The sequence below is a fragment of the Pseudonocardia sp. MH-G8 genome (assembly GCF_002262885.1).
In the GTDB taxonomy this organism is placed as follows: Bacteria; Actinomycetota; Actinomycetes; order Mycobacteriales; family Pseudonocardiaceae; genus Pseudonocardia.
Genome location: NZ_NKYF01000015.1, coordinates 172424 through 196719, shown reverse-complemented (window position 1 = coordinate 196719; position 24296 = coordinate 172424). Strand labels below are relative to the sequence as shown.

The 24296-nt window shown below is 71.0% G+C and carries 23 protein-coding genes and 4 pseudogenes; 12 read left to right on the top strand and 15 right to left on the bottom strand.

Annotated elements, in window-relative coordinates; all coding sequences use genetic code 11:
- Window positions 1–91: 91 nt before the first annotated feature.
- Together CFP66_RS28830 and CFP66_RS28825 are read left to right on the top strand one after the other, a co-directional pair.
- A complete protein-coding gene (locus CFP66_RS28830) occupies window positions 92–1591 on the top strand; it encodes an MFS transporter (RefSeq protein WP_158228259.1) in 1500 nt (499 codons plus the stop codon).
- A gap of 51 nt (window positions 1592–1642) precedes the next feature.
- On the top strand, window positions 1643–2257 hold the full coding sequence (locus tag CFP66_RS28825) for a TetR family transcriptional regulator (RefSeq protein WP_094928335.1): 615 nt from the start codon (window positions 1643–1645) through the stop codon (window positions 2255–2257).
- 158 nt (window positions 2258–2415) lie between these two features.
- Here CFP66_RS28825 and CFP66_RS28820 read toward each other — a convergent pair whose 3' ends face one another.
- Both CFP66_RS28820 and CFP66_RS28815 read right to left on the bottom strand, forming a co-directional pair.
- Window positions 2416–3390, bottom strand: a complete 975-nt coding sequence (locus CFP66_RS28820) for a hypothetical protein (RefSeq protein ID WP_094928334.1) — start codon at window positions 3388–3390, stop codon at window positions 2416–2418.
- A gap of 40 nt (window positions 3391–3430) precedes the next feature.
- Complete coding sequence (locus tag CFP66_RS28815) at window positions 3431–3949, bottom strand: MarR family winged helix-turn-helix transcriptional regulator (protein WP_158228258.1); 519 nt, start codon at window positions 3947–3949, stop codon at window positions 3431–3433.
- A 468-nt stretch (window positions 3950–4417) separates the two neighbouring features.
- Here CFP66_RS28815 and CFP66_RS28810 point away from each other — a divergent pair, with 468 nt between their 5' ends.
- Window positions 4418–5995: an alpha/beta fold hydrolase gene (locus tag CFP66_RS28810; protein WP_094928332.1), complete on the top strand. Its 1578-nt coding sequence runs from the start codon at window positions 4418–4420 to the stop codon at window positions 5993–5995.
- A 72-nt stretch (window positions 5996–6067) separates the two neighbouring features.
- On the opposite strand, the pseudogene CFP66_RS28805 reads toward CFP66_RS28810, so the two are convergent.
- A pseudogene (locus CFP66_RS28805) lies at window positions 6068–6549 on the bottom strand (hypothetical protein).
- Between the two features lie 91 nt (window positions 6550–6640).
- Here CFP66_RS28805 and CFP66_RS50015 point away from each other — a divergent pair.
- From CFP66_RS50015 to CFP66_RS50430, 4 genes are all read left to right on the top strand, one after another.
- Window positions 6641–7195: a DUF222 domain-containing protein gene (locus tag CFP66_RS50015; RefSeq protein WP_158228257.1), complete on the top strand. Its 555-nt coding sequence runs from the start codon at window positions 6641–6643 to the stop codon at window positions 7193–7195.
- A 94-nt stretch (window positions 7196–7289) separates the two neighbouring features.
- Complete coding sequence (locus CFP66_RS50010; protein ID WP_369805190.1) at window positions 7290–7826, top strand: DUF222 domain-containing protein; 537 nt, start codon at window positions 7290–7292, stop codon at window positions 7824–7826.
- A 177-nt stretch (window positions 7827–8003) separates the two neighbouring features.
- Window positions 8004–8228 carry an NAD-dependent epimerase/dehydratase family protein gene (locus CFP66_RS50435; protein ID WP_094928329.1) on the top strand — a complete coding sequence of 75 codons (225 nt, stop codon included), beginning with the start codon at window positions 8004–8006 and terminating at the stop codon, window positions 8226–8228.
- Window positions 8229–8230: 2 nt separating this feature from the next.
- Window positions 8231–8446, top strand: coding sequence for a hypothetical protein (locus tag CFP66_RS50430; RefSeq protein ID WP_143517415.1), 216 nt, complete (start codon window positions 8231–8233; stop codon window positions 8444–8446).
- Here CFP66_RS50430 and CFP66_RS28785 read toward each other — a convergent pair.
- Together CFP66_RS28785 and CFP66_RS28780 are read right to left on the bottom strand one after the other, a co-directional pair.
- A pseudogene (locus CFP66_RS28785) lies at window positions 8419–9215 on the bottom strand (transposase family protein). The gene CFP66_RS50430 and the pseudogene CFP66_RS28785 sit on opposite strands and share 28 nt — an antisense overlap.
- A gap of 117 nt (window positions 9216–9332) precedes the next feature.
- The gene (locus CFP66_RS28780; RefSeq protein ID WP_143517414.1) at window positions 9333–9998 is read right to left on the bottom strand and encodes a class I SAM-dependent methyltransferase; all 666 of its coding nucleotides are present in this window, start codon (window positions 9996–9998) and stop codon (window positions 9333–9335) included.
- 220 nt (window positions 9999–10218) lie between these two features.
- On the opposite strand from CFP66_RS28780, the pseudogene CFP66_RS50425 reads away from it, so the two are divergent.
- A pseudogene (locus CFP66_RS50425) lies at window positions 10219–10628 on the top strand (enolase C-terminal domain-like protein); the annotation flags it as partial.
- A gap of 110 nt (window positions 10629–10738) precedes the next feature.
- Here the strand turns inward: CFP66_RS50425 and CFP66_RS50420 are convergent.
- Both CFP66_RS50420 and CFP66_RS28765 read right to left on the bottom strand, forming a co-directional pair.
- Window positions 10739–10840 (bottom strand): annotated as a pseudogene (locus CFP66_RS50420) (GntR family transcriptional regulator); the annotation flags it as partial.
- Between the two features lie 22 nt (window positions 10841–10862).
- The gene (locus tag CFP66_RS28765; protein ID WP_094928326.1) at window positions 10863–11816 is read right to left on the bottom strand and encodes a GlxA family transcriptional regulator; all 954 of its coding nucleotides are present in this window, start codon (window positions 11814–11816) and stop codon (window positions 10863–10865) included.
- Between the two features lie 107 nt (window positions 11817–11923).
- On the opposite strand from CFP66_RS28765, the gene CFP66_RS28760 reads away from it, so the two are divergent.
- Complete coding sequence (locus CFP66_RS28760) at window positions 11924–12559, top strand: isochorismatase family protein (RefSeq protein ID WP_094928325.1); 636 nt, start codon at window positions 11924–11926, stop codon at window positions 12557–12559.
- A gap of 90 nt (window positions 12560–12649) precedes the next feature.
- Here CFP66_RS28760 and CFP66_RS28755 read toward each other — a convergent pair whose 3' ends face one another.
- The 3 genes from CFP66_RS28755 to CFP66_RS28745 all read right to left on the bottom strand — a co-directional run bounded on the left by CFP66_RS28755 (window position 12650) and on the right by CFP66_RS28745 (window position 14558).
- Window positions 12650–12919: a hypothetical protein gene (locus CFP66_RS28755; RefSeq protein WP_143517413.1), complete on the bottom strand. Its 270-nt coding sequence runs from the start codon at window positions 12917–12919 to the stop codon at window positions 12650–12652.
- A gap of 259 nt (window positions 12920–13178) precedes the next feature.
- A complete protein-coding gene (locus tag CFP66_RS28750; RefSeq protein ID WP_158228256.1) occupies window positions 13179–13781 on the bottom strand; it encodes an oxygenase MpaB family protein in 603 nt (200 codons plus the stop codon).
- Between the two features lie 78 nt (window positions 13782–13859).
- On the bottom strand, window positions 13860–14558 hold the full coding sequence (locus tag CFP66_RS28745; RefSeq protein WP_158228255.1) for a DUF3159 domain-containing protein: 699 nt from the start codon (window positions 14556–14558) through the stop codon (window positions 13860–13862).
- A gap of 239 nt (window positions 14559–14797) precedes the next feature.
- Between CFP66_RS28745 and CFP66_RS28740 the strand changes: the two genes are divergently transcribed.
- Complete coding sequence (locus tag CFP66_RS28740) at window positions 14798–15724, top strand: NADP-dependent oxidoreductase (protein WP_094928321.1); 927 nt, start codon at window positions 14798–14800, stop codon at window positions 15722–15724.
- A gap of 2 nt (window positions 15725–15726) precedes the next feature.
- On the opposite strand, the gene CFP66_RS28735 is transcribed toward CFP66_RS28740, so the two are convergent.
- Window positions 15727–16596 (bottom strand): PIG-L deacetylase family protein, encoded by an 870-nt coding sequence (locus tag CFP66_RS28735; RefSeq protein WP_094928320.1) that lies wholly within the window; start codon window positions 16594–16596, stop codon window positions 15727–15729.
- Between the two features lie 113 nt (window positions 16597–16709).
- Window positions 16710–19568: a BTAD domain-containing putative transcriptional regulator gene (locus tag CFP66_RS28730; protein ID WP_198961723.1), complete on the bottom strand. Its 2859-nt coding sequence runs from the start codon at window positions 19566–19568 to the stop codon at window positions 16710–16712.
- A 166-nt stretch (window positions 19569–19734) separates the two neighbouring features.
- Here CFP66_RS28730 and CFP66_RS28725 point away from each other — a divergent pair, with 166 nt between their 5' ends.
- Entirely contained in the window at window positions 19735–20781 is a 1047-nt protein-coding gene (locus CFP66_RS28725; RefSeq protein ID WP_094928319.1) for a bifunctional 2-polyprenyl-6-hydroxyphenol methylase/3-demethylubiquinol 3-O-methyltransferase UbiG, read from the top strand.
- Window positions 20782–20877: 96 nt separating this feature from the next.
- Window positions 20878–21618: an AAA family ATPase gene (locus CFP66_RS28720; protein ID WP_198961722.1), complete on the top strand. Its 741-nt coding sequence runs from the start codon at window positions 20878–20880 to the stop codon at window positions 21616–21618.
- A gap of 67 nt (window positions 21619–21685) precedes the next feature.
- Here the strand turns inward: CFP66_RS28720 and CFP66_RS28715 are convergent, their stop codons facing one another.
- From CFP66_RS28715 to CFP66_RS48070, 3 genes are all read right to left on the bottom strand, one after another.
- Window positions 21686–22363, bottom strand: a complete 678-nt coding sequence (locus tag CFP66_RS28715) for a superoxide dismutase family protein (protein ID WP_094928318.1) — start codon at window positions 22361–22363, stop codon at window positions 21686–21688.
- A 110-nt stretch (window positions 22364–22473) separates the two neighbouring features.
- Window positions 22474–23733, bottom strand: a complete 1260-nt coding sequence (locus tag CFP66_RS28710) for a glycosyltransferase (RefSeq protein ID WP_143517412.1) — start codon at window positions 23731–23733, stop codon at window positions 22474–22476.
- Window positions 23730–24233, bottom strand: a complete 504-nt coding sequence (locus tag CFP66_RS48070) for an ABC transporter permease (RefSeq protein ID WP_158228254.1) — start codon at window positions 24231–24233, stop codon at window positions 23730–23732. The genes CFP66_RS28710 and CFP66_RS48070 overlap by 4 nt, the downstream gene beginning before the upstream one ends.
- Window positions 24234–24296: the final 63 nt, after the last annotated feature.

Sequence of the window (24296 nt, the reverse complement as noted above, 5' to 3'; positions counted from 1 at the left end):
TCGGGTGGGTGAGGCGGGTTGCCCTCGCATAAAGTGACATTTACTGTCAAATAGTATGGCCTGTCATTCAGGAGGCGATGTCACAGCTGAGGTGCACCCACGACGGTGGTGGGCGCTGGGTGTCCTGTCGCTGGTGCTGCTCGTGGTCGGGCTCGACCTGACCGTGCTCAACGTCGCTGTGCCCCTGGTGGCGACCGACCTGGACGCCTCGACCGGCGAGCTGCAGTGGATCGTGAACGCCTACACGGTGGTACTGGCGACGTTGCTGCTGCCCGCAGGGCAGTTGGGTGACCGGTTCGGGCGCAAGAAGCTGCTGCTGGGCGGGCTCGCGTTCTTCGGGTTCGCGTCGCTGGTGTGTGCGTCTGCCACCTCGCCCGAGCTGCTGATCGCCGGACGGGCGCTGCTGGGTGTGGGTGCGGCGTTCCTCAACACGCTCGGGTTGGCCGTGTTGGTGGCGATCTTCCCGCCCGAGGAGCGGGCGAAGGCGATCGGGATCCAGTCGGTGGCGATCTCGGCGGGGATCCCCCTCGGGCCGATCGTCGGTGGCCTGCTGGTGGAGCACTTCTGGTGGGGCTCGGTCTTCCTGATCAACGTGCCGCTGGTGGTGATCGCGTTCGTCGGCCTGGCGATCCTGGTGCCCGAGTCGACGGCCTCGCGCCCTCCGCGCATCGACGTGCTCGGGTTCGTGTTGGCCGTGACGGGTCTGTGCGCCCTGTCCTACGGGCTCATCGACGCAGGCGAGACCAGCTGGTTCGCCCCGGTTGCGCTGCTGGCCATGGGGGTCGGGCTCGTCGCGCTCGCCGGTTTCGTGCTGCGGCAGCGCCGCGTGGCCGAACCGCTGGCCGACCTCACCCTGTTCGGCGACCGGAACTACACGCTGGGCTCGGTCCTGTCCGCGTTCGTCCAGTTCTCGGTGTTCGGGATCATGTTCGTCCTGCCGCAGTTCTTCCAGGCCGTTCTCGGTGCGAGCGAGCTGGAGACCGGTCTGTGGCTGCTGCCGTTGGTCGTCGCGATGATCGTCGGTGTGCAGGTCGGGGCGCCGCTGCGGCCGCGGATCGGTTCGCGGGGTGTGATCATGGCCGGCTTCGTTGCGCTCGCGGTGGGTCTGGTCCTCGGTGCGATGAACGGCGCGGACTCCGGGTTCGGCTACGCCGTCGGGTGGACGGTGCTGATCGGGTTCGGGTTCGGGATGTCGATGCCGCCCGCCATCGACATCACGCTGGAAGCGATCCCCACCGAGAAGAGCGGCGGCGGGTCGGCGCTGTTGCAGGCGCAGCGCCAGGTCGGGGCCGTGCTGGGCGTCGCGGTGATGGGCAGTGTCCTGGCCACGAACTACCGGGGTTCGCTGGATACATTCCAGCTGCCGCCGGAGGCCGCCGGGTCGGCGAGCTACAGCGGTGCCTCGGGCATCGCTGTCGCCGAGCAGCTCGGGCTGCCGCAGTTCGCCGATGCCGTGCGCGCGTCGTTCACGGCGGGAATGTCCGCGGCGCTGTGGACGTGCGCGGCGGTTACGGTGGTCTGCGTGCTGGTGGCCGCCGCGGTCCGGCCTGCCGTCGCCGACCGGTCCACGGGCGCCGAAGGAGGTGCCTGACCGCGACTCGATGGACGTACCCGGCCGCCCAGCGGAACGAGCGGAGGACCAGTGACGGAGGGAACCGCGACGGGCACGGCTCCGGTCATCCCTGGGCTGCGGGAGCGGAAGAAGGCGCGAACCCGTGCGCTGATCCAGGAGCATGCGCTGCGGCTGTTCGAGGAACAGGGCTACACCCACACCACGGTCGAGCAGATCGCCGAAGCGGCCGAGGTCTCGCCCAGCACCTTCTTCCGGTACTTCCCGAACAAGGAGGACACCGTTGCGCACAACAGGTTCACCCCCGCGTTCCTGGACGCGCTGCGCGCCCGACCCCCGGGCTCGGACCTGCTCGAGACGATCCACCGGGCGGTGCACGACGCGGCCGAGGGGTTCGACGAGCAGACCTGGACGCAGGAGCGGCGCCGTCAGCGGCTCGTCCTGTCCGTCCCGGACCTGCGCGCAGCGTCGTTCGAGCAGCTGATGCTGCTGGCGTCCGTCCTCCGGGACGAAGTGGCGAGGCGGGCCGAGCGGGACCGGGACGACCTCGAGGTGCACACCTTCACCGGCGCATTGCTCGGGGTGTTCGCCGCCGTCGTCGCGGGCGCGCCGCAGACCACCGTGCGCAACTACGCCGAGCGGATCGACCGCGGGCTCGCCCACCTCCGGTCAGGCGTGCCTCTCTGACCTGCATCCAGGCTCGACGTCATGGGCGGTCGGTGCTTCGGCTCCGTGTGCGGTCAGGCGCGGAGCGCTCCTGGACGGTCTGATCCGACCGGCGCCGTCACTGCCTCCAGCCGCCCGGTCTGATGCTGCCAAGGAGTCGTGCGAACTGACGGCTTCCCTCACGACGAGAAATCTATCCGAGAACCGGCGCCACGAGTTCTCGCCCACTCTCTGATCCAGCCGAAGATCGGCATGTCCCATAGATATGGTGCGCCCAGTTCGTACACCAGTGTGGTCGACCCGGACCCGAGTTCGGGTACATTGCCGAGGATCACCTCGGCCAGCTGCAGCGCATTCGCCGGGGCTGCGGGTGAGCCTTGCTCCAGGAATCCGCTGGAGAAGCCGGAGGAGATGAGCTCCGGACGCTGGAATGTCGGCACAACCAGTCGTGCGCCTCCCTCGAGAAGGTTCATGCCGGATCCGGTCATGCTGACGAGTAGCGTGCCGGCACGGACCGCCGTGGGGTCGGGAAGTGCCGGCTGCCCAGGCCGATAGCGGCCTGCGGCAGTGATCACGTCAGCCGCCTCGACCGCGGCTTCGATGGTGTCGGCAGCGGTTGCATCCAGGTCCAGGCGCTGGGCGATCTCCTTGGCGAACACCTCTCGATGCTGTGGGGTCGGGCTCCAGACCCGGACGGTCTCGAGGCTTGGCATCACCCGCGCGATCGTCCTCGCGTGGCTGTGTGCCATTGCGCCGCTGCCGAGGATCGCCAACGTGGTGGCGCCTTCCCGTGCAAGGTGCCGGACCCCGACCGCGGCGGGAACGGATGTCCGCAAGTTGTTGAGGTCGTCGAGCGCGATCAGGCTCTCGATCCCGCCGGTCGTTCCGCTGATCTCCATGCCGACCCAGGCGTTCCGTCGGGTCCCTTCGAAGGTCCGCGGAAAGATCCGGAGGTTTGCGCCTTCTGCGCTGGCGGCGAATTGGCTGGCCAGCTCGTCGCCGTTGGGCAGGGTGAGGCCGGTGAACGTGGTCTCACCGCGGTCACCGGCGTGACTGGACAGCAGCGATGCCTCGACCGCATCGATAGCCCCGTCGAGCGCGTCGTCGCTGTTCGCCAGCGGACGGAGATCGGATCGGGTCAACAGTAGCGGCATGTGGCGGCTCCTTTGTTGCGTGAACAAGTGCGGGAAGCGGCTAGTGAGGCATTCGGGGGGTACGGAAATCGACTTCGAACTCGGTCGGGAGATCCGACTCCAGAACGCCGTGCAGGAGCTGGTTGAGCCGTGCGGCCCGGCGTGCGTCGAGTCCGAGACGCGCGGGCTCGTTCGCCCAGCGAACCGAAGGCAGGATCGCCCTGAACACGTCGGAACCGGCACGGGTCAACCTGAGCGGCGTAGGTCGGCCTCTGCCCCCCGCCCCGACCCGCTCGAGCAACCCGCGGTCGGTCATCTCCGCAACGACGGTGTTCATGCTCTGGGGGCGGATCAGTACCGCGCGGGCCAGCTGAGACTGGGTGAACCGGGCGCCGGTGCTCAGGTGCGCGAGCACGCCGAACTGGACCGGCGTCAGGGAGTGGGCGGCGAACAGGTCAACCAGCATCCGCTCGACCCGGCGGGCGGCGCGCACCAGCGTCCACGTCACCAAATGATCGAGCTCGTCGACGCTGAAGGCTTCGGACCGTGGGGCTTCGCTGGCGGCTCCGGAGTTCGGCACGGCCTTCAGAGTATCAGCTACCTTCAACATGAGAAACAGTTAGCTGAAAGCTCGAGCGGACGGGGAGATCACCGCGGTGGCCACCACGAACACGCGATGGTGCGCCTCCGGACGGGCAGTGACGCAGGGGTCGCGATCTTCGGGCTACCCGACCACACCGCGAATCGAGCGGCCGTCGGCGTCGGGTTTGGCCCCGACGCCCTTCCAGGTCGCGATGCTCGATCCATGCTTCGGCGTACTCGCGGCCGCCGGCCGGCGCAGCTACGGCCAACCCGTGAGAACAACCGTCTCAGCCGCTTGTCCGGTAGGCACTTCCGTGTTGGACGGATCTCCATCCCCCGTGCGAGCTACAGAATCTGTCCGCTCCGGGGTGACGTGAGCCGAATCCCGTTCTCGATAGCTTCGTCGCCGGCAACACGGGCTGTCGGGCGAATGCGGCCGGCCGAGCCGAATCGAAGGACGAGGGCGATGAACAAGACACGTGGTGTCGGGGTATCCGGCCGGTCACGGGGCCGCAGGTTCGCCACGGTCCTGACGGCCGCGGCACTGACCGTGGCCTGTAGCGACGCCGCGCACGAGGAAGACCGCCCCGCGCCCGCGGACCGGGCCGAGTCCGCCGCGATCGAGTGGGGACCCTGCCCGGAGGCGGCGAGGGGAGTGGCCCGGGATTCCGAGCTCACCTGCGCAACGGTAGAGGTCCCGCTGAACTACGACGAGCCGGACGGCACGTCGATCGAGGTGGCGATCTCCCGGCTCGCCGCCGCCGACCCCGCGAAGCGGCACGGTGCCCTGCTGCTGAACCCGGGCGGCCCCGCCCTGTCGGGTCTCGACATGCCCGCCGCGATGGCACCGACGCTGCCGAAGTCCGTCCTGGACGGCTACGACCTGATCGGCTTCGATCCGCGCGGCGTCGGGCACAGCACCCCGCAGAGCTGCGGCCTCGAGGTCGCCGGCGTGCCAGGGCATTTCCCCTATCCAGCCGCTGACGGCTCGATCGACGCGAACGTCCGACTGGCCCGCACCGAAGCCCAGAAGTGCGCCGCCACGGCCGGCGAGGACCTGCGGTACTTCACCACCGCCAACACCGCTCGTGACCTGGACCGCATCCGCGAGGCGCTCGGCGAGAAGAAGATCTCCTACTGGGGTCGGTCCTACGGCACCTACCTGGGTGCCGTCTACAGCTCGCTGTACCCGGAGCAGACCGACCGCATGATCCTCGAAGGCAACGTCGACCCCACCGAGGTCTGGTCCGGTGAGGCGCAGGGCTGGGGCAAGAGCATGGCCGAACGGTTCCCCGACGCGGCCGCCGTCGCCGCGGCGCAGAACGGCGCCCTCGGGCTCGGCGACACCGTCGACGAGGTCACCCGGACCTATCTCGCGCTCGCCGATCGGCTCGACCGCAAGCCGGCGCCGGTTCCGGGCACGCAGCAGTCCATGAACGGAGCGATCCTGCGCACCGTCACCTATGCACTGCTCCTCGACAACAAGACCCTGCCGATCCTCGCGCAGGTCTGGAAGGCCGCCGCGAACCTCGCGGATGGTCACCTCACCGCGGCCGACGGCGAGGTGCTCGAGCAGGTGTTCGCCGAGTCGCCGCCCACTCCGGGCGTCCCCGCGGACAACCAGGCGACCATGTTCCTGGCACTCACCTGCGGTGACGCCGAGTGGCCCCGCGACGTTGCCGGCTACGCCACCCGTAGCGCCACCGACCGCAAGGCCTGGCCTCTCACGGCGGGCATGCCGGCCAACATCTGGCCATGCGCCTTCTGGACGGCCCCGATCGAGAAGCCGGTCACCGTGACCGACACGGGCCCCGGTGACATCTTGATCCTGCAGAACCGTCGGGACCACGCCACACCGTGGGACTCCGGACAAGGGCTGCGCGAGGTCCTCGGCGACCGCGCCGCCTTCGTCGGTGTCGACAACGGCGGGCACTACGTCTACAACGAGGGCTCGGCCTGCGCCGACGGGGCTACCGTCCACTTCCTGAACACCGGCCAACTGCCGGACGAGGACGTCTTCTGCACCGACGTCGAGCAAGATTGACAAGACCGGCGCGGGCCGCCCGCATGGCGGAGGTGGAGGGTGGCAGTCGACCGCTCGCCGTCGCATCCGCCTTCACACCGAAAAGGTCACTGAGCCTTTCCCGGTAACGCTGCGATCGGGTCGTCCGGTCGTCCGGTCGTGCTCGTGGTGCAGGAGGACCATTGCGGCAGCGGTGATCATGCCGATCCGCCAGGGGCAGCAGGTGACCCGGCGCAGGGCCTTGAAGGTGGTCTTGAGCAGCGAGTTCCCACGTTCAGCCAGCGCCCGGGTCGCGGAATGCGGTATCGGGTGTTCTCGCCCTCGTAGCCCAGGTCGGCGAGGACCGCGTGATCCTCGTCGGCCCAGGCGGTGAGTGCGTCGATGCCCTCGTGCAGGTAGCGGTAGGCCGTTGAGCTGCTGATCTGGTTGTCGGCCGCGAGCTGGGCGAGCCGGGTGGCGTCGAGGAACCAGCCCAGTACGGGCACCGCGTGTCGCCATGACCCGAGGGCGCGGCAGCCGCGGCGGGTTCGGCGCCGGCGTCGTTCGGCGTGGAGCAGACCGGATATGCCACCCAGCCGCGCTACCGCGAAGGCTCACGATTGCAAACCGGTCAACCACCCGAACAGACCCATGCCATCGAACACCTGTTCGACTAAACTCGGGGGCATGTCCGCAGTCGCCGCATACGAACGCCTCCACGAGGCGATCGAGGAATTGCGGACGGCTGCGGAATCCGCCCTGGCCTCCGACGGTGAACTGATGTCGGTGTTGTCGGTGACCGAAGGCGTGTCACGGCAACTGGATTACCTCACCGTCTCCACCACCGCCGCCCTGCAACGGCGCGGCACGTTCGCCGAACGCGGCTATCGCAAACCCGAAGGCGCGTTGACCGACCTTCTGGGCTGCGACTCCTACGAAGCCCGCCGCCGGGTGGTGGCCGCGGAGCAGGCGTGTGAGCAGATCGGGCTCGACGGCACCGTGCTGCCCGCCCGGCTCCCGGCGACGGGGAAGGCGTTCGCGGCCGGGCAGGCCGGGCTGCGTCACGTCGAGGTCATCGCCGCCCTTCTCAACACTCCCGAGGCCGGGCGGATCACCGACTGGCAGCGGGCGGGGTTGGAAGAGCAGCTGGCCGGTATGGCCGGCGAGTACTCGCCCGGGCAGCTACGCAAGCTGGGCACCCAGCTCCTGGAAGCCGCTGGACGGCGACGGTCCCGAGCCTGATGACAATCCGCCGGAGCCGGTCAACCGGCTGCAGGTCCGCAAGCGTCGCGACGGGTCGGGCGGCACGATCAGCGGGCAGTTCGACGATCCGGCGATGTTCGACGCGATCGCCACCGTGATCGACGCCAAAGCCAAGCCCCTCGGCCGCGATGATCAACGATCGACGGGGCAGCGTCAGGCCGAAGCCCTCGCCGACGCGTGCGGGTTCGTCCTCGCCCACGCCGACCACGCCACCCTCCCCGACGCCGGCGGGCGGCGCCCACACCTGAACGTGTTGATCCGGCTCGAAGACCTCGAAACCCGCGCCCGCTCGGCGATGCTCGACTTCGGCGGCCGCATGAGCCCCGCCTCGCTACGGATGCTGGCCTGCGACGCCGCGGTCGTACCCATCGTCATGAACGGCGCCGGGCAACCCCTGGACGTGGGGCGCTCCACCCGGGTGATCCCCGACGGGTTGCGCAGGGCGGTCACCGCCCGCGACCGTGGATGCGCGCACCCGGGCTGCGACCGGACACCATCCTGGTGCGAAATCCACCACATCTGGGAATGGGAGCACGGCGGACCCACCGAACTGAACAACCTGGTCAGTCTGTGCAAAGTCCACCACCGCCTGATCCACGATTCCGGATAGGTGGTGCGGATCCGTGACGGGTTACCGGAGTTCATCCCGCCGAAATGGATCGACCCGGAACAGAAACCCCGCCGGAATCCGTAGCACACGCTCCTCGACGTGGACGGATGGGGGCGGGCATCGCCGGCCCGTGCACGCCGCGGACCGTGATCGGTCCGCGGCGCGTCTACCAGCGTTATGCGGTGTTGCCCGTGTGCCTGCGACAAGTGGCTTTGCTGGCAGACGAACGTAGGCGGCACGCTCGTCCTGCTTCACACGATGAGTGAGACCGGCACGCGGCGACTGGTTCTCGCTTCGACGTGCGGCGTGTACGGCGACCAGGTCACCCAGCCCATCAACGAGAGCGCCGCCGCTGCGCCGACCAGCCCGTACGGCACCAGCAAGCTCGCGCCGACAACGTAGCCATGGACATCGTCGGCACCGGCGCCATCGGCGCCATCGGCGCAGTCAGCCTGCGCCTTCAACATCGCCGGCGCGTTCCCCGGTCATCCGGACCGGACGAGACCCGCCTCATTCCTCGCATGATGGCTGTCCAGCGCGGCACGGCACCCGAGTTGGCGGACCTGGCGCCACTGAGCCTTTGCCAACCTGATCATGCGCTGGCGATCATGAGGGTCTGAACTGCGGCGATGAGCCGGTGGGCGTTGTTCGGGCTGGAGCGGATCTTCCGCAGGACCCGCCAGTTCTTCAGCTCGGCGTTGGCCCGCTCGCCGGGTCCACGGCGGCGGGCGTGGGCGGTGTTGACGTCCTTCTGGTTCCGGGACAGGCGCCGGTAGCGGCCGGTGCCCAGATCCTTCCGACGGCGCCGCTGCGGAACCGCGACCGTCGGCCCGGCGCCCTGATAGGCGGTGTCGGCCGCCGCGGGATCTCGTGGGTGGCCAGCGCGTCGATGATCCCGTGCTCACGGGCAGCGCCCATGTCATGTCTCGCGCCGGGCAGCGGCGGCGAGATCCACACCAGCCGGCCGATCGGGTCGGCGACGACCTGCACGTTCAGCCCGTGGGCCTTGTGCTTGCCGGAGTAGAAGGCCCGGTCATAGCCCGATGTCATGCCTACCCGGTCGATGCGCAGCAGGGTGCCGTCGAGGATCACGAACGCCTTGCGGCGGGCGACCTCGATCGCCTGGGCCAGGGTGGGAGCCATCGCGGCGAGCAGTTCGAGCGCCTCACGGATGTACCGGTACACCGTCGAGGTCCCGATGCGGAAGCCGCAGGCCAGGTCGGCGTAGGTCTCGCCCTTACGCAGGTGCGCGACCACGAGCAGCGCCTGCCGGCCGGGCGAGAGCTTCCGCCACCGGGTTCGGCGCTGGTTGCGCTGCGCTCGCAGCGCAGCGGAGAGCACGCCGAGGGCGCGGCTGGACACGGTCATCCCGGACGGGTAGGACAGCACGTTGAAGCTCCTGGTGGGACGTGTTGATCTAGGCAATCGCCCGTCTACCAGGAGATTCACCCATTCGAGGTCACGCCACGCTGCACACCGCTGACTGCCCGCCCAGGTCGGCAAAATTCATTCGTTACTTCTGGCGTCATGGCGCGCCAGCAGGTATCCGGCGGGGGGCTTGCCTGGCGTCGGAGCAACGATTCGCAGGCGTCCGAGCTCGGCGAAGTCGTGCTCGCGCAGTCGGTCGGCGAGCGCGTCGAGGGTCCACAGATACGCCGGTGAGGCTCTGTGGTCGTACGGGACCCAACCGTTGGCGTCTGCGGTGTCGGTGATCTGCACACCGATCAGCAGGGGTCCGCCCGGCTCTACCACTCGGGCGAACTCGGTCAGGACGCGCGGAAGCAGGTCCGGCGGCGTGTGGATCAACGAGAAGTGCGCCAGGATGCCCGCGATCGACTCGTCCCCTGCGTCGAGATGGAGCATAGAACCGACCTCGTAGCGCAGGTCGGGACGATACCGGCGGGCGATCGCGACCATGGCCGGTGACAGATCGATCCCGTAAGCCCGGATACCGGCTCGATCCAGGTGATCGGTCCACTGTCCGGGACCGCAACCCGCATCGACCACAGCACCCACCGACCCACCGGCGCGGACGAGGTCGGCGAAGGTGTTGATCATCCCTGCTGACAGCGCATCGATGACTTGGTCGCCCTGTCGCACCATGTCGTCGTACAACTCGGAGACCTCGTCGTAGTCTCGGCGGGTCCGATCCAACGCTTCGTTCTCACTCACCCGCCGGACTCTAGGGAACAGGTCGGACGTAGGAGTGTCGGACACTCCAACCGCGAAGGCGACGCGATCGATCCGTCCGCCCAGGACGGTGGGCGCCACCTTTACCACCGCCCCCACCAAGCTGTCCACGACGGCCGCAGCGCTGGCACATCCAGTCCCGCGCCGCACGCCACGCCGCACAACCGCTGGCCAGCCCCCTCACCAGGTTGGCAATGGCTCACTGCACCCGATGTTCGTCGAGGAGCCGGTGCTGCCCGAGTTCACCCACCGGATCGGCGACGTCGTGCAGGCCTCGCCCTCTCGCACGCCGGGGGGATCTCCGAGGTCCGGCGGATCGCGGCGCTCGCGGAGACCTTCGACGCGCTGCTGGCCCCGCACTGCCCCCTCGGGCCGCTGGCGCTCGCCGCGAGCCTGCAGGTGGCCTTCGTGACCCCGAACTTCCTGATCCAGGAGCAGAGCATCGGCATCCACTACAACGCCGGGACCGCCGAACTGCTCGACTACGTGCTCGACCGCGCACCCTTCGCCTTCCGCGACGGCGCGATCTCACGGTGGGACGCGCCCGGGCTGGGCGTGGAGATCGACGAGGACGCCGTCCGGGCGGCGGATCGCCGCGGGCACCGGTCCTGAGCGCCCGAGGCGCGCAGCTCGGGGTGCTCGTCGCGGGTCCGGGCGGCGTGCCGGACGTGGTCGGCGGTCAGGCGGCCGGCGGCCTCGGCGTCGCCTGCCCGGACCGCGGCGAGGATCTCGTCGTGGTCGTGCTGCAGGACGGCGGCATGCTCGGTGGCCCAAATCGTCACCGGCGGCGTGAAGCGCTTCCAGAGCGCCTCGGCATGAATCATCCCCGCTTGAGCTGACCGAACTTCATGCGCTCGGCAGGTTGAAGCGCTGGCGGTATGACGTGGGTGTCGTCGCGTAGGCCGCGACGAAGTTCTGCCGGAAGGTCACCGCGCTGCCGAATCCGCACGTGGTGGCGATGCGCGCGATCGGCCAGGTGGTGGTCTCGAGCAGGCGGCGTGCCTCGTCGAGTCGGCGGGCGAGGATCCACCGCGCGGGGGTGGTGCCGGTGGCCTCGCTGAACCGGCGGGTGAAGTTGCGGCGGCTCATTCCGGCGTTGCCGGCGAGCTCGTCGACCGTGAGCTCGCGGTCGAGGTGGGTGAGAGCCCAGTCCAGGGTGGGCCCGAGGTGCCCGACGCCTGCAGGTTCGGGGATCGGCCGGTCCACGTACTGCGCCTGGTGACCATCGCGATGGGGGGCGACGACGAGGTGCCGCGCCACCGTGGCCGCGGCGGCGGAGCCCAGGTGCGACCGGACGATGTGCAGGCACGCGTCGATCGCGGAAGCCGTTCCGGCGGAGGTGAGCACGTCGCCGTGGTCGAGGTAGAGCGCCGACGCGTTGACCATGATGCCCGGCCGTCGTCGCGCGAGCACGGGCGCGGCGCCCCAGTGCGTGACGACCGCGCGGCCGTCGAGGAGCGCGCTGTCGACGACCGGGAACGCTCCCAGGCACAGACCGGCGACGCGGGTTCCCCGGGCGTGGGCCGCACGGACCCGATCGATCAGCACCTGATCCGTCGGAGGGAGGTCGCTGGGCCAGGACGGAAATATGAGCAGGTCGGCGTCGTCGACGACCTCGGGACCGCGGACGTCGTCGACCCGAGGGCCCTCCGCGGTCCGGATGCCGCGACCGTTCTCGGTCCACACGGCGGTCTCCCACCCGCCGGCCAGCTGTTGACGGTCGACCTCGCCGAAGACCAGCAACGGCGCGGCCAGGTGGAACAGGGTGATGCCGTCGAAGGCGTGGACAGCGATGCGCATTTGGCCCGATCTCATCGAAGGTCGTCTGCCGTGCCACTCACGGTACCCCGCGCTGGAAGGCCAGGCTGGTGGCACGAAGTTCGGACACACCATGAGGAGAGCAAGAGATGACCGCCCCCCGCCGAGCGCTGATCGTCGTCGACGTGCAGCAGGAGTACTTCGATGGAGTCCTGCAGATCCAGCACCCATCCCGGGACGAGTCGCTGGCCAACGTGCTCCGCGCGCTCGACGTCGCGCAGGAGCACGGCCTGCCGGTCGTGCTGGTCCAGCACCAGCTCCCCGAGGGCGCCCCCGTCTTCGCGGTCGGCTCGGACAGCTGGGCGCTGCACCCGGAGATCGAGAAGCGTGCGGCGGCCTCCTGGAAGCGGGTGACCAAGGACAAGGCCAGCGTGTTCGCCGACACCGACGTCGCGCAGTGGCTCGCCGGGCGGAACGTGGACACCATCACGATCGTCGGCTACATGACGAACAACTGCGATATCGCCACCGCCGTCGCCGCCGAGGGGCTCGGCCTCGCCGCCGAGGTCCTGGCCGATGCCACCGGCGCGATCCACCTCGTCAACGAGGCCGGCAAGGTGTCGGCCCAGCAGTTGCACGAGGTGCTGCTCGTGCTGCTCCATTCCAACTTCGCCGCTGTGGCGGACACCGACGCGTGGGTGGCTGCGGTCGAGGCGGGTCAGGCACTTCCGAAGAGCGACCTCGGCACGTCCGCGATGCAGGGACGCGCGGCGTTCTCGGGTTGAGCACCCGTTCAGGCGGCGGTGGTGGTGAGACCCGCCGAGATCAAGGTCTGGATGCGGGCCACCGACGCGACGTCGCGTGCATCCGCAAGTTCAACCGGATGCCGGCCTGACCTCAGGATCTGCGGAAGGCTCTGATCCCGCGCGAAAGTGGCGGAGCACGGAGATGCTGCTGACGGCCCGCCTCGTCGGCTTCGCCAGGGATGAGCGGCCCGGCCGGCGACGGATCAGCGGGGTGCGTCCGACTGCGGGCGGGTTCACCCGGCCGAGTTGCTGAGCGAGGACGATCGCACCGAAGACCACGAGGATCCAGAACAGCATCATGCCGACCGTCGTGAGTGTGTAGCCCCAGGTGTTGGGCATTGACCACATCATCGTGTCGCTCCTCATCGGATCCGAACTCGTCGGGTGATCGACCACGCGGCGGTGATCTGCGGATCCCGGCGTTCTCGTTCACCGCCACAACGACCAGCTCGCCCGTTGGTCACGTAGCGTATCTTGATCCTTACTGAGAGGTAGCGTCCCTGCCGCACGCCCTCGCCCCCTCGGACGAACGGCACGTTCGTACCGCTCTATCGGACGAGAGTGCCGTTCGTACCGCGGGGGAGGCCGCCCCGCGGATTCACGAAGCTGCGGCGTGGTCCTGGTAGGCGGTGCTGTCGGTGAGGGTGGCGACGAGGCCGCGGCGGGCGCGGATGCCGGATTCCTCGGCCTGCTGCAGGGCGGCGGGGACGTGTAGCTGGTAGAGGCGTGCTTTCGCCTCGCCGGCGGCGAGCAGCGGCAGGATCGGCGTGACGGGCGACTCCGGGATGCCGAGCGCGGCGGCGGTGCTCTCGCCGTGGTACTGACGGGCGAGTGCGTGGAGCAGATCACGCCAGCCTCGTGCGTCCATCGGTGACTGCGGTACGGAGGCGAGGTTGGTGGCTGCCGCCTCGTACAGGGCCCCGACCAGAGCTCTGCTGTTGTCGTCCGGGGCGGCGGAGGTCGAGTCGAGCAGATCCAGCAGCTCGCCGGCCTGCTCGTGGTTCTCGGTGCCGAGGAAGAACTGCTCGTCGAGGCCCAGCAAGTGGCCCACGTACCACCAGTAACGGTAGAGGCGGGACTGTTCCTGCTCGGTGAGCCGGTAGCCGATGCCCTCCAGCAGCGTGAACGGCACCACGGTGAAGTCGAGCCAGGTGCGCGCGACGTCGGCCTGGTTGATCGGTACCCCCCCACCGGTCGGCATGCCACCCGTGCGCTGTGGCCGACGCCCGGACGCGGGCGTGCAGCAGCCGGACCTGCCCGGCATGCGACTGCGCGCTCGTCAGAGGATCTGGTGCCGTGGCCGATCAGCGCCGGCCGGGGTGGTCGACCGGCGGATGGCGCGACGGGCGGCGGCGACGGTGAAAGCGGCCAGCACGAAGGGCACCGGTATGAAGGCGATGTCCTGGACTGCCATGGCGGCCAACTGGTCGGTGAGGTAGAGCACCCCGCCCAGGACGAAGTTGAAGAAGCAGATGCCGGCGGCGACCAGCGAGCCGACGGTGTAGACGCGCCGCAGCGGGGCGTGCTGACGCCAGTTGCGGGGTCCGCGGGCCACGCGGTTGAGCGCGACCCCGGTCAAGGGCCGGCCGATGAGCACCGAGCCGAGGAAGGCCAGTGTCCATCCTGCGGGGAGCACAGTGGGGACGAGGAAGAAGCCGCGGGCCTCCCCGGTGAGGGCGGCGACCAGCGCGCAACCGGCGGCGATGACGAGGCCGACCAGTGCTGCTCGGAGGGATTCCCGGCGGGCGAGGCGCACTCCGAACGTCACCGGGACGGACACCGCGAGTGCGATGAACGCCCACGTCAACCCGCCGATGGCGTTGGCGGCGACGAACGCCAGCGTGGGAGCGGCGCCGACCGCGATCCCGCCCCAGCCCCCCGATCTCTGCACGGCTCGGCGCGTGGCCGTGGCGATGGTGAGCCGCTCGTCGTCGACGGGGAGCCCTCGCTGGGGCGCCGCGGCCATCTCGCTTTCCATACGTTGTTCCTTCGGGGAGGAGGCGTGGGGTGTGCCATCGAGACTTCCTCCCCGCCGGGAGGACATCCACGACCTCCCGATCCGTGGATGGCGGATCCCCCTGCGGCGTCCGGACCGTTGCCGTGTTCGGCGGTGTCGCTCGCCTCACAACGACTGGAACCTACCGTCGGTGTCAGGGAATAGGTTCGTGTCGTCCTCGGGCTGAGAGCCGGACGAGGACGGTGAGAGAGGAACCTGCAATGAGCACAGTTCTGGGCTACCGGACCTTCGGCGGAGCCGACGTCCAGGAGTTCTTCGATCGGCCCGCTCCGTCACCGGGCCCGGCAGAAGTCCTGATCCGCGTCGCGGCCGCGGGAGTCAACCCGCTCGACCACCAGCTCCGTTCCGGATACGTCCGCGGTATGAACGGTCAGGTGCCCTTTCCCCAGGTCCTGGGGATGGATGCGGCCGGGACCGTCCTCGCGGTGGGCGCCGAGGTGAGCGGGCTGGCCGTCGGCGACCGGGTGACCGGGTTCGCGCTGACCGGTGCCGGCACCTACGCGGGGACCACCCTGCTGCTCGCCGAATCCACGGCCCGGATCCCGGACGCGCTGCCGGAGACCTGGGCGGCGACCATCCCCGTCGCCGGCACCACCGCGCTCGATGCCCTCGACCAGCTCGCGCTCCCTGCCGGCGCGTCGCTGCTGGTGAACGGGATCGGCGGTGGCGTCGGAATCGCCGTGGCCCAGATCGCGCGCGACCGCGGCCTGGTCGTCGTCGGCACCGGCAGTGCGGCCAAGCGGACGCTTGCGACCAAGGTCGGAGCGACCTTCGTCGACTACACCGCAGGCGACGTCGTGGACCAGCTCCGGGCGCAGGCCCCGGACGGCTTCGACGCCGTGGTCGACACTGTCGGGGGTGACTCCCTGCGCAGCGTCGCCCCGCTCGCGGCCACGCCGGACGCGCTCGTCTCCATCGGGGACCCGTCGGTCACCGAGCTGGGCGGCGCGCTCGTCCAGCGCCGCCTGAACCGGAGCGGCCTCGAGCGCGTTGCCGAGCTGATGGTCACCGGGCGGCTCGATCCGAACATCTCGGCGACCTACCCGCTCGCGCGGGCGGACGAGGCGCTCGAGCTCGTCGAATCGCGCCACGCCTCGGGCAAGATCGTCATCGACATGAGCCTCTGACCTCACCCGACTCGACACCGGGCGAGCCGCCGTGCACGTGGTGAGCGAACAGCTGCCGGACGGAACCACTCCCCGGCCACCGCCGCGCGGTAGAGCTCGGTGCCCACCGCCAGCTCGGTCGCCGTGGTCTGGCTGGCCTGGGCGCGCAGCGCGGCCAGCTTGACCCGCAAGGCGTCGCCGGACAGCACGAGGTCGACCGCGAGCGAGCCTGCGGGCGAGGGCGAGAACACGTCCTCGCCCTCGTCCATCGCGGTGACGAGCGAACCGAAGTCGCGGACCCAGCCCTCGGACACGGTGGCGTGCAGCAGCCGCGGTTGCCGCCCGGCGCCGGCCAACGCTCGGTCGGTCCAGGCCGACACGGCGCGATGGTCGGGGTGCCCGGTCATCCCGTCCGGGCCGAAGGTCAGCACGGTGTCCGGGGCGATCTCGTCGACGATCGCGGCCAGCTCGTCGATCGTGCCCGCTGCCGGGTCGGCCGCCAGGCCCCCGTCCAGGTGGCAGACACCCTGCGTGTCTCCGAGGAATCGGTGCTCGATACGGCCCCGACCTCGGTCGAGAACGGCAAGGCTCTGCACGATCTCCTGGGACCGGACGCGGGCCAGGCGCGCCGGCGGCCAGGTCTCGGGGTCGTCGGTGCCCCGCTCACCGCGGGTCGCGGTGACCACGACGACCCGCTGTCCGGCGGCGGCCGCGGCGGCGAGCAGCGCACCGGAGAGGTAGACCTCGTCGTCCGGGTGAGCCCAGATACCGAGCACCGTCCCCAAGCGGGGGACCTCGGCGAGGCTGGGCGCGATGTAGCCGTCGGCGGTGTCTGCGGCGCGTGTGCCGGTGCGGGCCTCGATGTCGGTGATGGTGGCGATCGACGTGGTCATGGTGTCCGTCTCCTCTGCTCGCACGGGTTGCGATGCGGCGGAGCATCGACGGCTCGACTGCCACGGCTCGTGCACGCCGCTGTCTCGGCGTTGTCCTCGCTGTCCGGCGCAGGTCAGGATCGGGCCAGGTTCCGCTCGATCGCGTCCCGGGCCACCTCCAGCGCGCGGGCCCGGCCGAGGGCCGGTGCGTCCGGGCACGAGCGCGTCAGCTCGGTGTCGCGGGCCGGGCCGACGGCGGGAGCGTCCGGGGCCGCGTCGGCCGCGGCCTCCAGCAGGGCGGCCGGACCGTCGTCGCCGAGCCCGTGCAGCAGCGCGGCGAGGTTACGCAGGGTGGTCCACTGGTGGGTCCAGTTTCCGGTGCCCGCGAAGTAGTCGATCGCTTCGCGGTAGCCGGCCAGTGCCTCGCCGGTCCGGCCGGCGACCGCGCGCACCGAGTTCAGGCCCACGGTGGCGACGCCGACGACGAACGTGGCACCCGTGGAGCGGCCGAGCGTGATGGCCCGCTCGTAGCATTGCTCGGCCGGTTCGCTGCGGTCCGCCGCGTGCTCGATCTCCGCGGCGTAGTAGGCGCCCCAGGCCCGCGCCGAGGGTGACCGCGCGGCGGCGAGCCAGGCGGCACTGAGCTCCCGCGCCTCGCCGACGTCGCCGGCATAGGCGGTGGCCAGCGCCGCCAGGCCGAGGAAGCCGTGCCGCGAGTCACCGCCCGCGGCGCCTGCGAGGCAGTGCTCGACGACCTCGCCGAAGGCGCCGCGGGCGAGGAGGGCCACCGCCAGTGCGTGCCGGCAGTACGACGATCCGCCGCTGCCGTCGTCGCGGTGCAGCCCGGCGCGGGCGAGGCGTTCGGCTTCCGCGGGGTCGCCGCCGGCGTAGGCGGCGTACGCGGCCGTGCCGAGAACGGCGGCGGCGCGCGGGTGACCGCCCAACGCCGGATCGCCGGCGATCTCCCCGGCCCAACCCCAGAGCTCGACCAGATCCCGGTTGAACACGGCGTCGAACAGCGCCGCCACGATCGCCGCCGCCTCGTCGAGAAGCTCCCGCTCCCGGACCAGGCGCCAGGCGGCCCGTAGGTTCGCGAGCTCGCGCCGGAGCACGACGTCGGCGTCCGGCTCGCGGTCGGTGACCACCGCGGCGTCGATCCAGGCCGTCAGCTCGACGGCCCACCGCACGAGCCGGCGCTGCGCCGCATCCTGCTCACCCTCCGCGACGAGCCGGTCGAGACCGAACGCGCGCAGTGTCTCCAGCATGCGGTACCGGGTGTCACCGTTGAACGTCGCGTCGATCATGGATGTGTCGACCAGGCGGGCCAGGAGACTCCCCGGATCGGAGCCCGGATCCAGCTCGACGGCCAGTCGCTCGGCCGTGACGAGATCGACCCCGTCGACGAAAACCGCCATGTGCCGGAACAGGCGCTGCTCGTCGGCGGTGAGCAGCAGGTAGGACCAGTTCAGGGTCGCGCGCAGCGTGCGGTGCCGGACGTCGGTGCCGGGGCGGCCGCCGAGCAGGTCGAGGGAGCGGTCGAGCCGGTCGTGCAGGTCGACGAGGGAGAACGTGGACAGTCGCCCGGCGGCGAGCTCGAGGGCCAGCGGCATTCCGTCCAGGCGTCGCACGATGTCGGCCACCAGCCCCAGCTCGGCCGGCGTGACCGGAATGCCGGGACGCACCCGCGCCGCGCGGTCGAGGAACACCGCCACGGACGGCACCTGCGTGATCGTGGCAGGCTCCAACTGGTCGCGGTGCCGGTCCGGCAGCGCAAGTGGTGCCAGCCGCGAGGTGTACTCGGCGGCCAGACCGAGCGGTTCCCGGCTGGTCGCCAGCACCGTGAGGTCGGGACACGCGACCAGCAAGGCATCGACGACGTCACGGACCGCGTCCAGCAGGTGTTCGCAGTTGTCGATCACCAATAGGGCCGGCTTGTCGCCGAGCACCGCCAGGCACGCCGCCAGCACGTCGCCCTGCACGACGCTCAGCCGGACCGCGTCGGCAAGCGCGTGGGGGACGGCGTCCGGGGTGGTGACGGAGGCGAGCAGCAGCACCGGGGCGGGCGGCGCCGACCGGCGGGCGACCTCCAGTGCGACCCGCGTCTTGCCCACCCCACCCGGGCCGACGATCGTGACCAGCCGTTCGGCGGCGAGCAGCCGGTGCATGGCCGCGACCTCCACGTCGCGGCCGAGAAGACGGGTCGCCGGTGCGGCGCGCACCTCTCGCCGGAGGGCCGGCGGCGGGCCGGCCGCACCGCCGGCGATGTCGCGCTCGAGGTCACCGAGCGCCGGCGACGGGTCCAGCCCGGTCTCGTCGGCCAGCCGGGCCCGGTACTCGCGCCCGGTGCGCAGCGCCTCCGCCGCCGACCCGGTCGCGGCCAGCGCGCGCATCAGCAGCAGTACCGCGGGCTCGCGCAACGGGTCGTCGGCGAGCCCGGCGACGGCAAGCCCCACAACCTCCTCGGCCTTCCCGGCGTCAACCGCGCAGCCGACCAACGCGTCGCTCACCTCGCGGTGCAGCCTCGTGCATTCCCGCACGGCGAGGGCGACGGGTTCGACGTCGGTGAGGTCGGCCAGGATGGGGCCGCGCCACAGCGCGCGCGCCCGCTGCAGCAGGGCGAACGCGGCGGCCGGCTCCTGCCTGGCGGTGCCGCGCGCGGAGGACAGCAGACCCCGCGCCCGGGTCAGGTCCAGCTCGTCGGTGCCCAGCTGCAGGCGATAGCCCTCCTGCCGGGTCTGCAACCGGGCCGCGCCGGACCCGAGGTGCCCACGCAGCCGGGATATGTGGGTGTGGAGAGCCGCCCGCCCCGACTCCGCCGTCTCGGCCGGCCAGAGCGCGCCGATCAGGTGCTCGACGGTCACGGTCCGGCCCTCGGCGAGGGCCAGCAACGCGAGCACCGCGCGACGCATCGGGCCCCGCACCTCGACCACCACGCCCTCGACGACCAGCCGCAGCGGCCCGAGCACCTGCACCCGAACCGGCGGCTCGTCCACCGACCCATCGTCGCACCGCCGGGGTCCGGCCGGGAGCCCTCACCGGCTGCCGGCCGCGGCGCTGTCAGCGGGCTGCAAGGACGTGGCAGCAGCGGGACAGCCCGCCCGCCGACGCTCGTCGTGCAGCCCGGATCCGGCCGGTGCGCAGATCAGAGGGAGAACCGAGATGGACCACGACAAGGTGACAGCGTTCCTCGGCCAGGTCGTCACGGACATGGGGGCGACCGGCGCCGCCGGTTCGGTCGTGATCGGGTACCGCCTCGGGCTGTACCGGTCACTCGCCCAGGGCCCCGCCACGCCCGAGCAGTTCGCCGAGCGCACCGGCTGCCATCCCCGCTACCTCACCGAGTGGCTGCGCGGGCAGGCCGCCGGCGGATACGTCACCTACCACCCGGGGACCGGCGAGTTCTCCTTGACCGAGGAGCAGGCGTTCTGCCTGGCCGACCCGAACGGACCGAACGCGCCGGCCATATTCGTCCTGGGGCTGGGCTACCTGCGGGCCGAACCGCAGATCACCGAGGCGTTCCGCACCGGCAACGGTGTCGCCTGGCACGAGCACCACGACGACGTCTTCGCCGGCTGCGACGCGTTCTACCGCCCCGGCTACGTCGCCGAGCTGATCCCGAACTGGATCCCGGCGCTCGACGACGTCGAGGCGAAGCTGACCGCGGGCGGGCGGGTCGCCGACGTGGGCTGCGGCCTCGGCTCCTCGTCCGTGCTGCTCGCACGAGCTTATCCGCGCACCACGATCGTCGGCTCGGACTACCACGGCGAGTCGATCGAGCTGGCGCGCAAGAAGGCCGCCGAGGCCGGCGTGGGTGAGCGGGTCACGTTCGAGACAGCCACCGCGCAGACGTTCACCGGCACCGGCTACGACCTGGTGACGATGTTCGACTGCCTGCACGACATGGGCGACCCGGTCGGCGCCGCGCGTCGAGTGCGGGAGGCGCTGGCCCCGGACGGCACCTGGCTGCTGGTCGAGCCGAACGCCTCGGACGTCGTCGAGGAGAACTTCAACCCGGTCGGCCGGCTCTACTACGCCGGCTCGACGTTCCTGTGCGTGCCGAACGGGATGTCCCAGGCCGGCGGGTACGCGCTCGGGGCCCAGGCCGGTGAGGCAGCGATCAGGCAGGTGACGGTGGAGGCCGGCTTCACCCGATTCCGTCGGGCCGCACAGAGCGCCTTCAACCTCGTCTACGAGATCCGGCCGTAACGCCACCGGCGGCGGTCACGACTGCATCCGACCGCCGCCGGCCCCGGCCGCTGCCGGCACACATACTCGGCGGCGATCGGCTGGCAGGCCCAGTTCGTGTCGTACCCGTTGTTCCGTGCGGTGGCGCCCGAGGAGTTCGCCGCGTACCACCTCCAGTACAACGACTCGATCCCGCTCGTCGTCATCGTGCCGGGGCTCGCCGCATTCCTCGGTGGCATCGCGTTCCGCGCCGGTCCGCACCAACCCGATAGCGGTTTGCCCAGCACCGCGGGCAAGGTGATGCCCGTGGGTCCACGGCAGAGGTTGCATCTCACGGTCGGCCTGCCCGGCGTGGGGAAGACGACCCTTGCTCGCGAGCTGGAGCGAGCAGGCGGTGCCTTGCGGCTGACCCCCGACGAGTGGATGTTGCCGCTGTTCGGGGTCCACTGGGCCGACTTCGGTGGGAAGCGCGACGTTCTGGAAGGCCGGCTCATCTGGGTTGCCCACCGCGTGTTGCGGGTGGGCGGGTCCGTGATCCTCGACTTCGGCTGCTGGTCCAGCGAGGAGCGATGGGCCCTCCGTGCGATCGCCGACCTCGCCGGCGCCGACTTCGAGATGCACTACGTGACGCTTCCCGAGGATGAGCGCAGGGAGCGAGCAGCGGCGCGGTGGCGCGAGGCTCCGGAGGAGACCTTCGAGATGACCCTCGACGACCACGAGCGGTTCCGCACCTCGTTCACGCCGCCCACGAACGACGAGCTCCACGGCTGCTCGCCGCCTCCGCCCCCGCCACCGTTCGATAGCTGGCCCGCCTGGGCCTCCGACCGGTGGCCCACGCTCCCGCGCCTGGACATGTGAGCGATGACCACCAGGCGCGTCAGCCGGGTCCCGATCGGCAGCCGGAGCGGTCGATCCCCGGAGGCGGTCAGCCGCTCGCGGCCTGGTCGAACGGCACGTTCAGGCAGGCCAACCGGCCACCCGCGGAGCCCGCCTCGCCGGGAGCGGTCGCGGTGGACTCGGCTGCGTGGATGATGACGGACGCGGGTGCGCGGTCGCGGAACACGAACGGCACCTCGGTGCTCGCCTCGCCGTCGCCCTCGCTGTCGGTGCGCAGGTCGAGCCAGATCTCGTTCTGGGGGTTGGCGTAGGCCGGGTCGGTGGAGGGCTGTTCCGGGGTGGCGGCGGGGTCGACCTCGTTCTGGAAGTGCGGCCCGGCGGCGTCGCCGGTGGGGCCGCACGGGCGGGCGTGCGCGTGGGCGGCGTAGCCGCGGTCGGGCAACAGTCCGTCCACGTCGAGCTGCACCTGCGTGGCCCCGTTCGACCCCCCGGCCTCGACCGAGAGCTCCGCGCCCGCCGGCGCCTGCGCCGGGTCGTAGGTGAACGCGTCCTGCGCCTGCTCGGGCGCGGCGAGGGTGCCCTCGGCTTCGACCTCCGCGAGCGCCGGCTGCGGGGCGAGGGGTGCACTCGGCGTGGGTGGGGCGAGAGGTGCGTCCGGCGGGGCCGGCGGGGCCGGTTCGGGCCCGCCGCAGGCCACTGCGGCCAGGACGGTGCCGGTGAGCAGGATCGGGAGCCACGCGGCGCGCGGTCGTGTCGAGCGGGTCATGCATGCCGCGTTCCCGGCCGTCGGTAGGGCCACCCGGCGGAGCGGGCCACGAACGGGTGAAGCGCCCGAAGGGCCGTCGGTGCGCGCTCGCTGCGTCGGGATGCCACCGCTCATGAACCGTTGCCGAGTGCCTCCAGGACCCGGACCGCCGTCCGGACTCCGTTCTCGGCCCGCACCCGGGCACCGATCTCCTCGGCGCGCTCGGCGATGTGGTGATCTGTCACAGCGCGGCGGATCGCGTCGGCGAGGCCGGCCGCGGTCAGACGCCGTTGCGGTTGGGGTGGGGGCGCGACCCCGACGGCGTGTGCCCGCGCGGCCCAGAACGGCTGGTCCGCGACGAACGGGCAGATCACCTGCGGCCGGCCGGCGGCGAGCGCGGCTCCGGTGGTGCCGCTCCCGCCGTGGTGCACGACGGCCGCCATCCGGGGGAAGAGCCAGTCGTGCGGCACCTGGTCGAGCAGGAGCACCCGGTCCGATACGTCGTCGAGCCGGATGCCACCCCACCCGGCGACGATCACCGCGCGGACGTCGGCGAGGGCAACTGCGTCGGTGATGATCGCCCCCACCCGCTGTGGGTCCGTGCCCGCCATACTGCCGAAGCCGATGTACACCGGGGGCGGACCTGCCTGCACGAAGTCGGTGAGGTGCGCGGGGGGTGCCCAGCCGGGTGGTGCGGGTAGGAACCAGAAGCCGGTGGTGTGCACCCAGGGCGGGTAGTCGGGTTCGCCGGGCAGAAGGGCGCTGCTGAACCCCTGGAGGACAGTGGTCGGCCCGCCGTCCGGCCTGCGCAGGATGTCGTGTCGTCCGCGCCTGCGCGGTAGCTCGAGGACCGGGTCCGCGACGGATCCGAACGCGCGGAGGATCAGCTTGATCGGGAGGTACGAGGCGCGGTTGAGCGCTCGCGGGACCGGGACGGGCAGCATCGGGTTGCGGAAGGTGCTGGTGGGGACCCATCCCGGCTGCAGGGCCGCCGGAACGGCAGGCACGCCCATCGCCTCGGCGATCCGGTGGCCCGGGATACCGGGATGGTGCACGACGACGTCGGCTCCGCCGGGCGCCGCCGCGACCATGTCGGCGAAGACCTTGGCCATCAGCGGTTTGCTGCGACGCATGACCTCTATTGCGATGCGCTTGCCGCGCAGGCCGCGGTAGTTGGTCTCGATGGCCTCGCGGATCTCCTGGTCGTCGGTGAGGGTGTTCGGGCCGTCGTGCACCGCGGTGAAGTCGAGACCGTAGGGCGCGGCGAGTGACGCGGAGGCCGCCGGTGCGGCGAGCAGCGCTTCGTGCCCGGCCTGCTTCAGGGCGAGGGCGAGCGCGGCGTAGGGCTGGACGTCGCCTCGTGTGCCGTGGGCCAGCACGAGCGCTTTCACCGGAGCCTCCTGGTCGCCACCCGAAGCAGCAGGAGGGCAATCGCGGCGTTGTAGAGCAGGCCGACCGCGACGTAGGGCCAGTAGGCGCCGCCGTCGTAGGCCGACCAGAACGCTCGCACGGGCCAGTACGGGGGCAGGAAGCCGAAGGCGAGCTGCCAGGGGGAGTCGAGGATGAAGAACGGGATCATCGGCACGGTGAAGACGGCGAGGCCGAACACGCGCATCACGGCGAGGGCCTCGATCTTGTTGCGGCCCAGCGAGCTCATCGTGAAGCCGAGGACGGGTGCGAGCAGGCCCGCCATGAGCGCGATCGGCACGCTCAGGACGAGCGTGTGCGCACCGACCTGCCCGGATATCGCGAGTGAGGCCAGCACCGAGAAGGTGGTCAACGCGATCGCCACCCCGGCCCGGTAGGTCGGGTAGGTGCGCGGTGGCACCGGCGTCACGCGCAACGCGGCCAGGGTGTTCTGGTCCCGTTCGTCGAGCAGCTGGCTCTCCACGACTCCCCGTCCCGGCGGAACGACGGGCAGACTGTAGCATGATTTCAGAAATTTCTGAACATA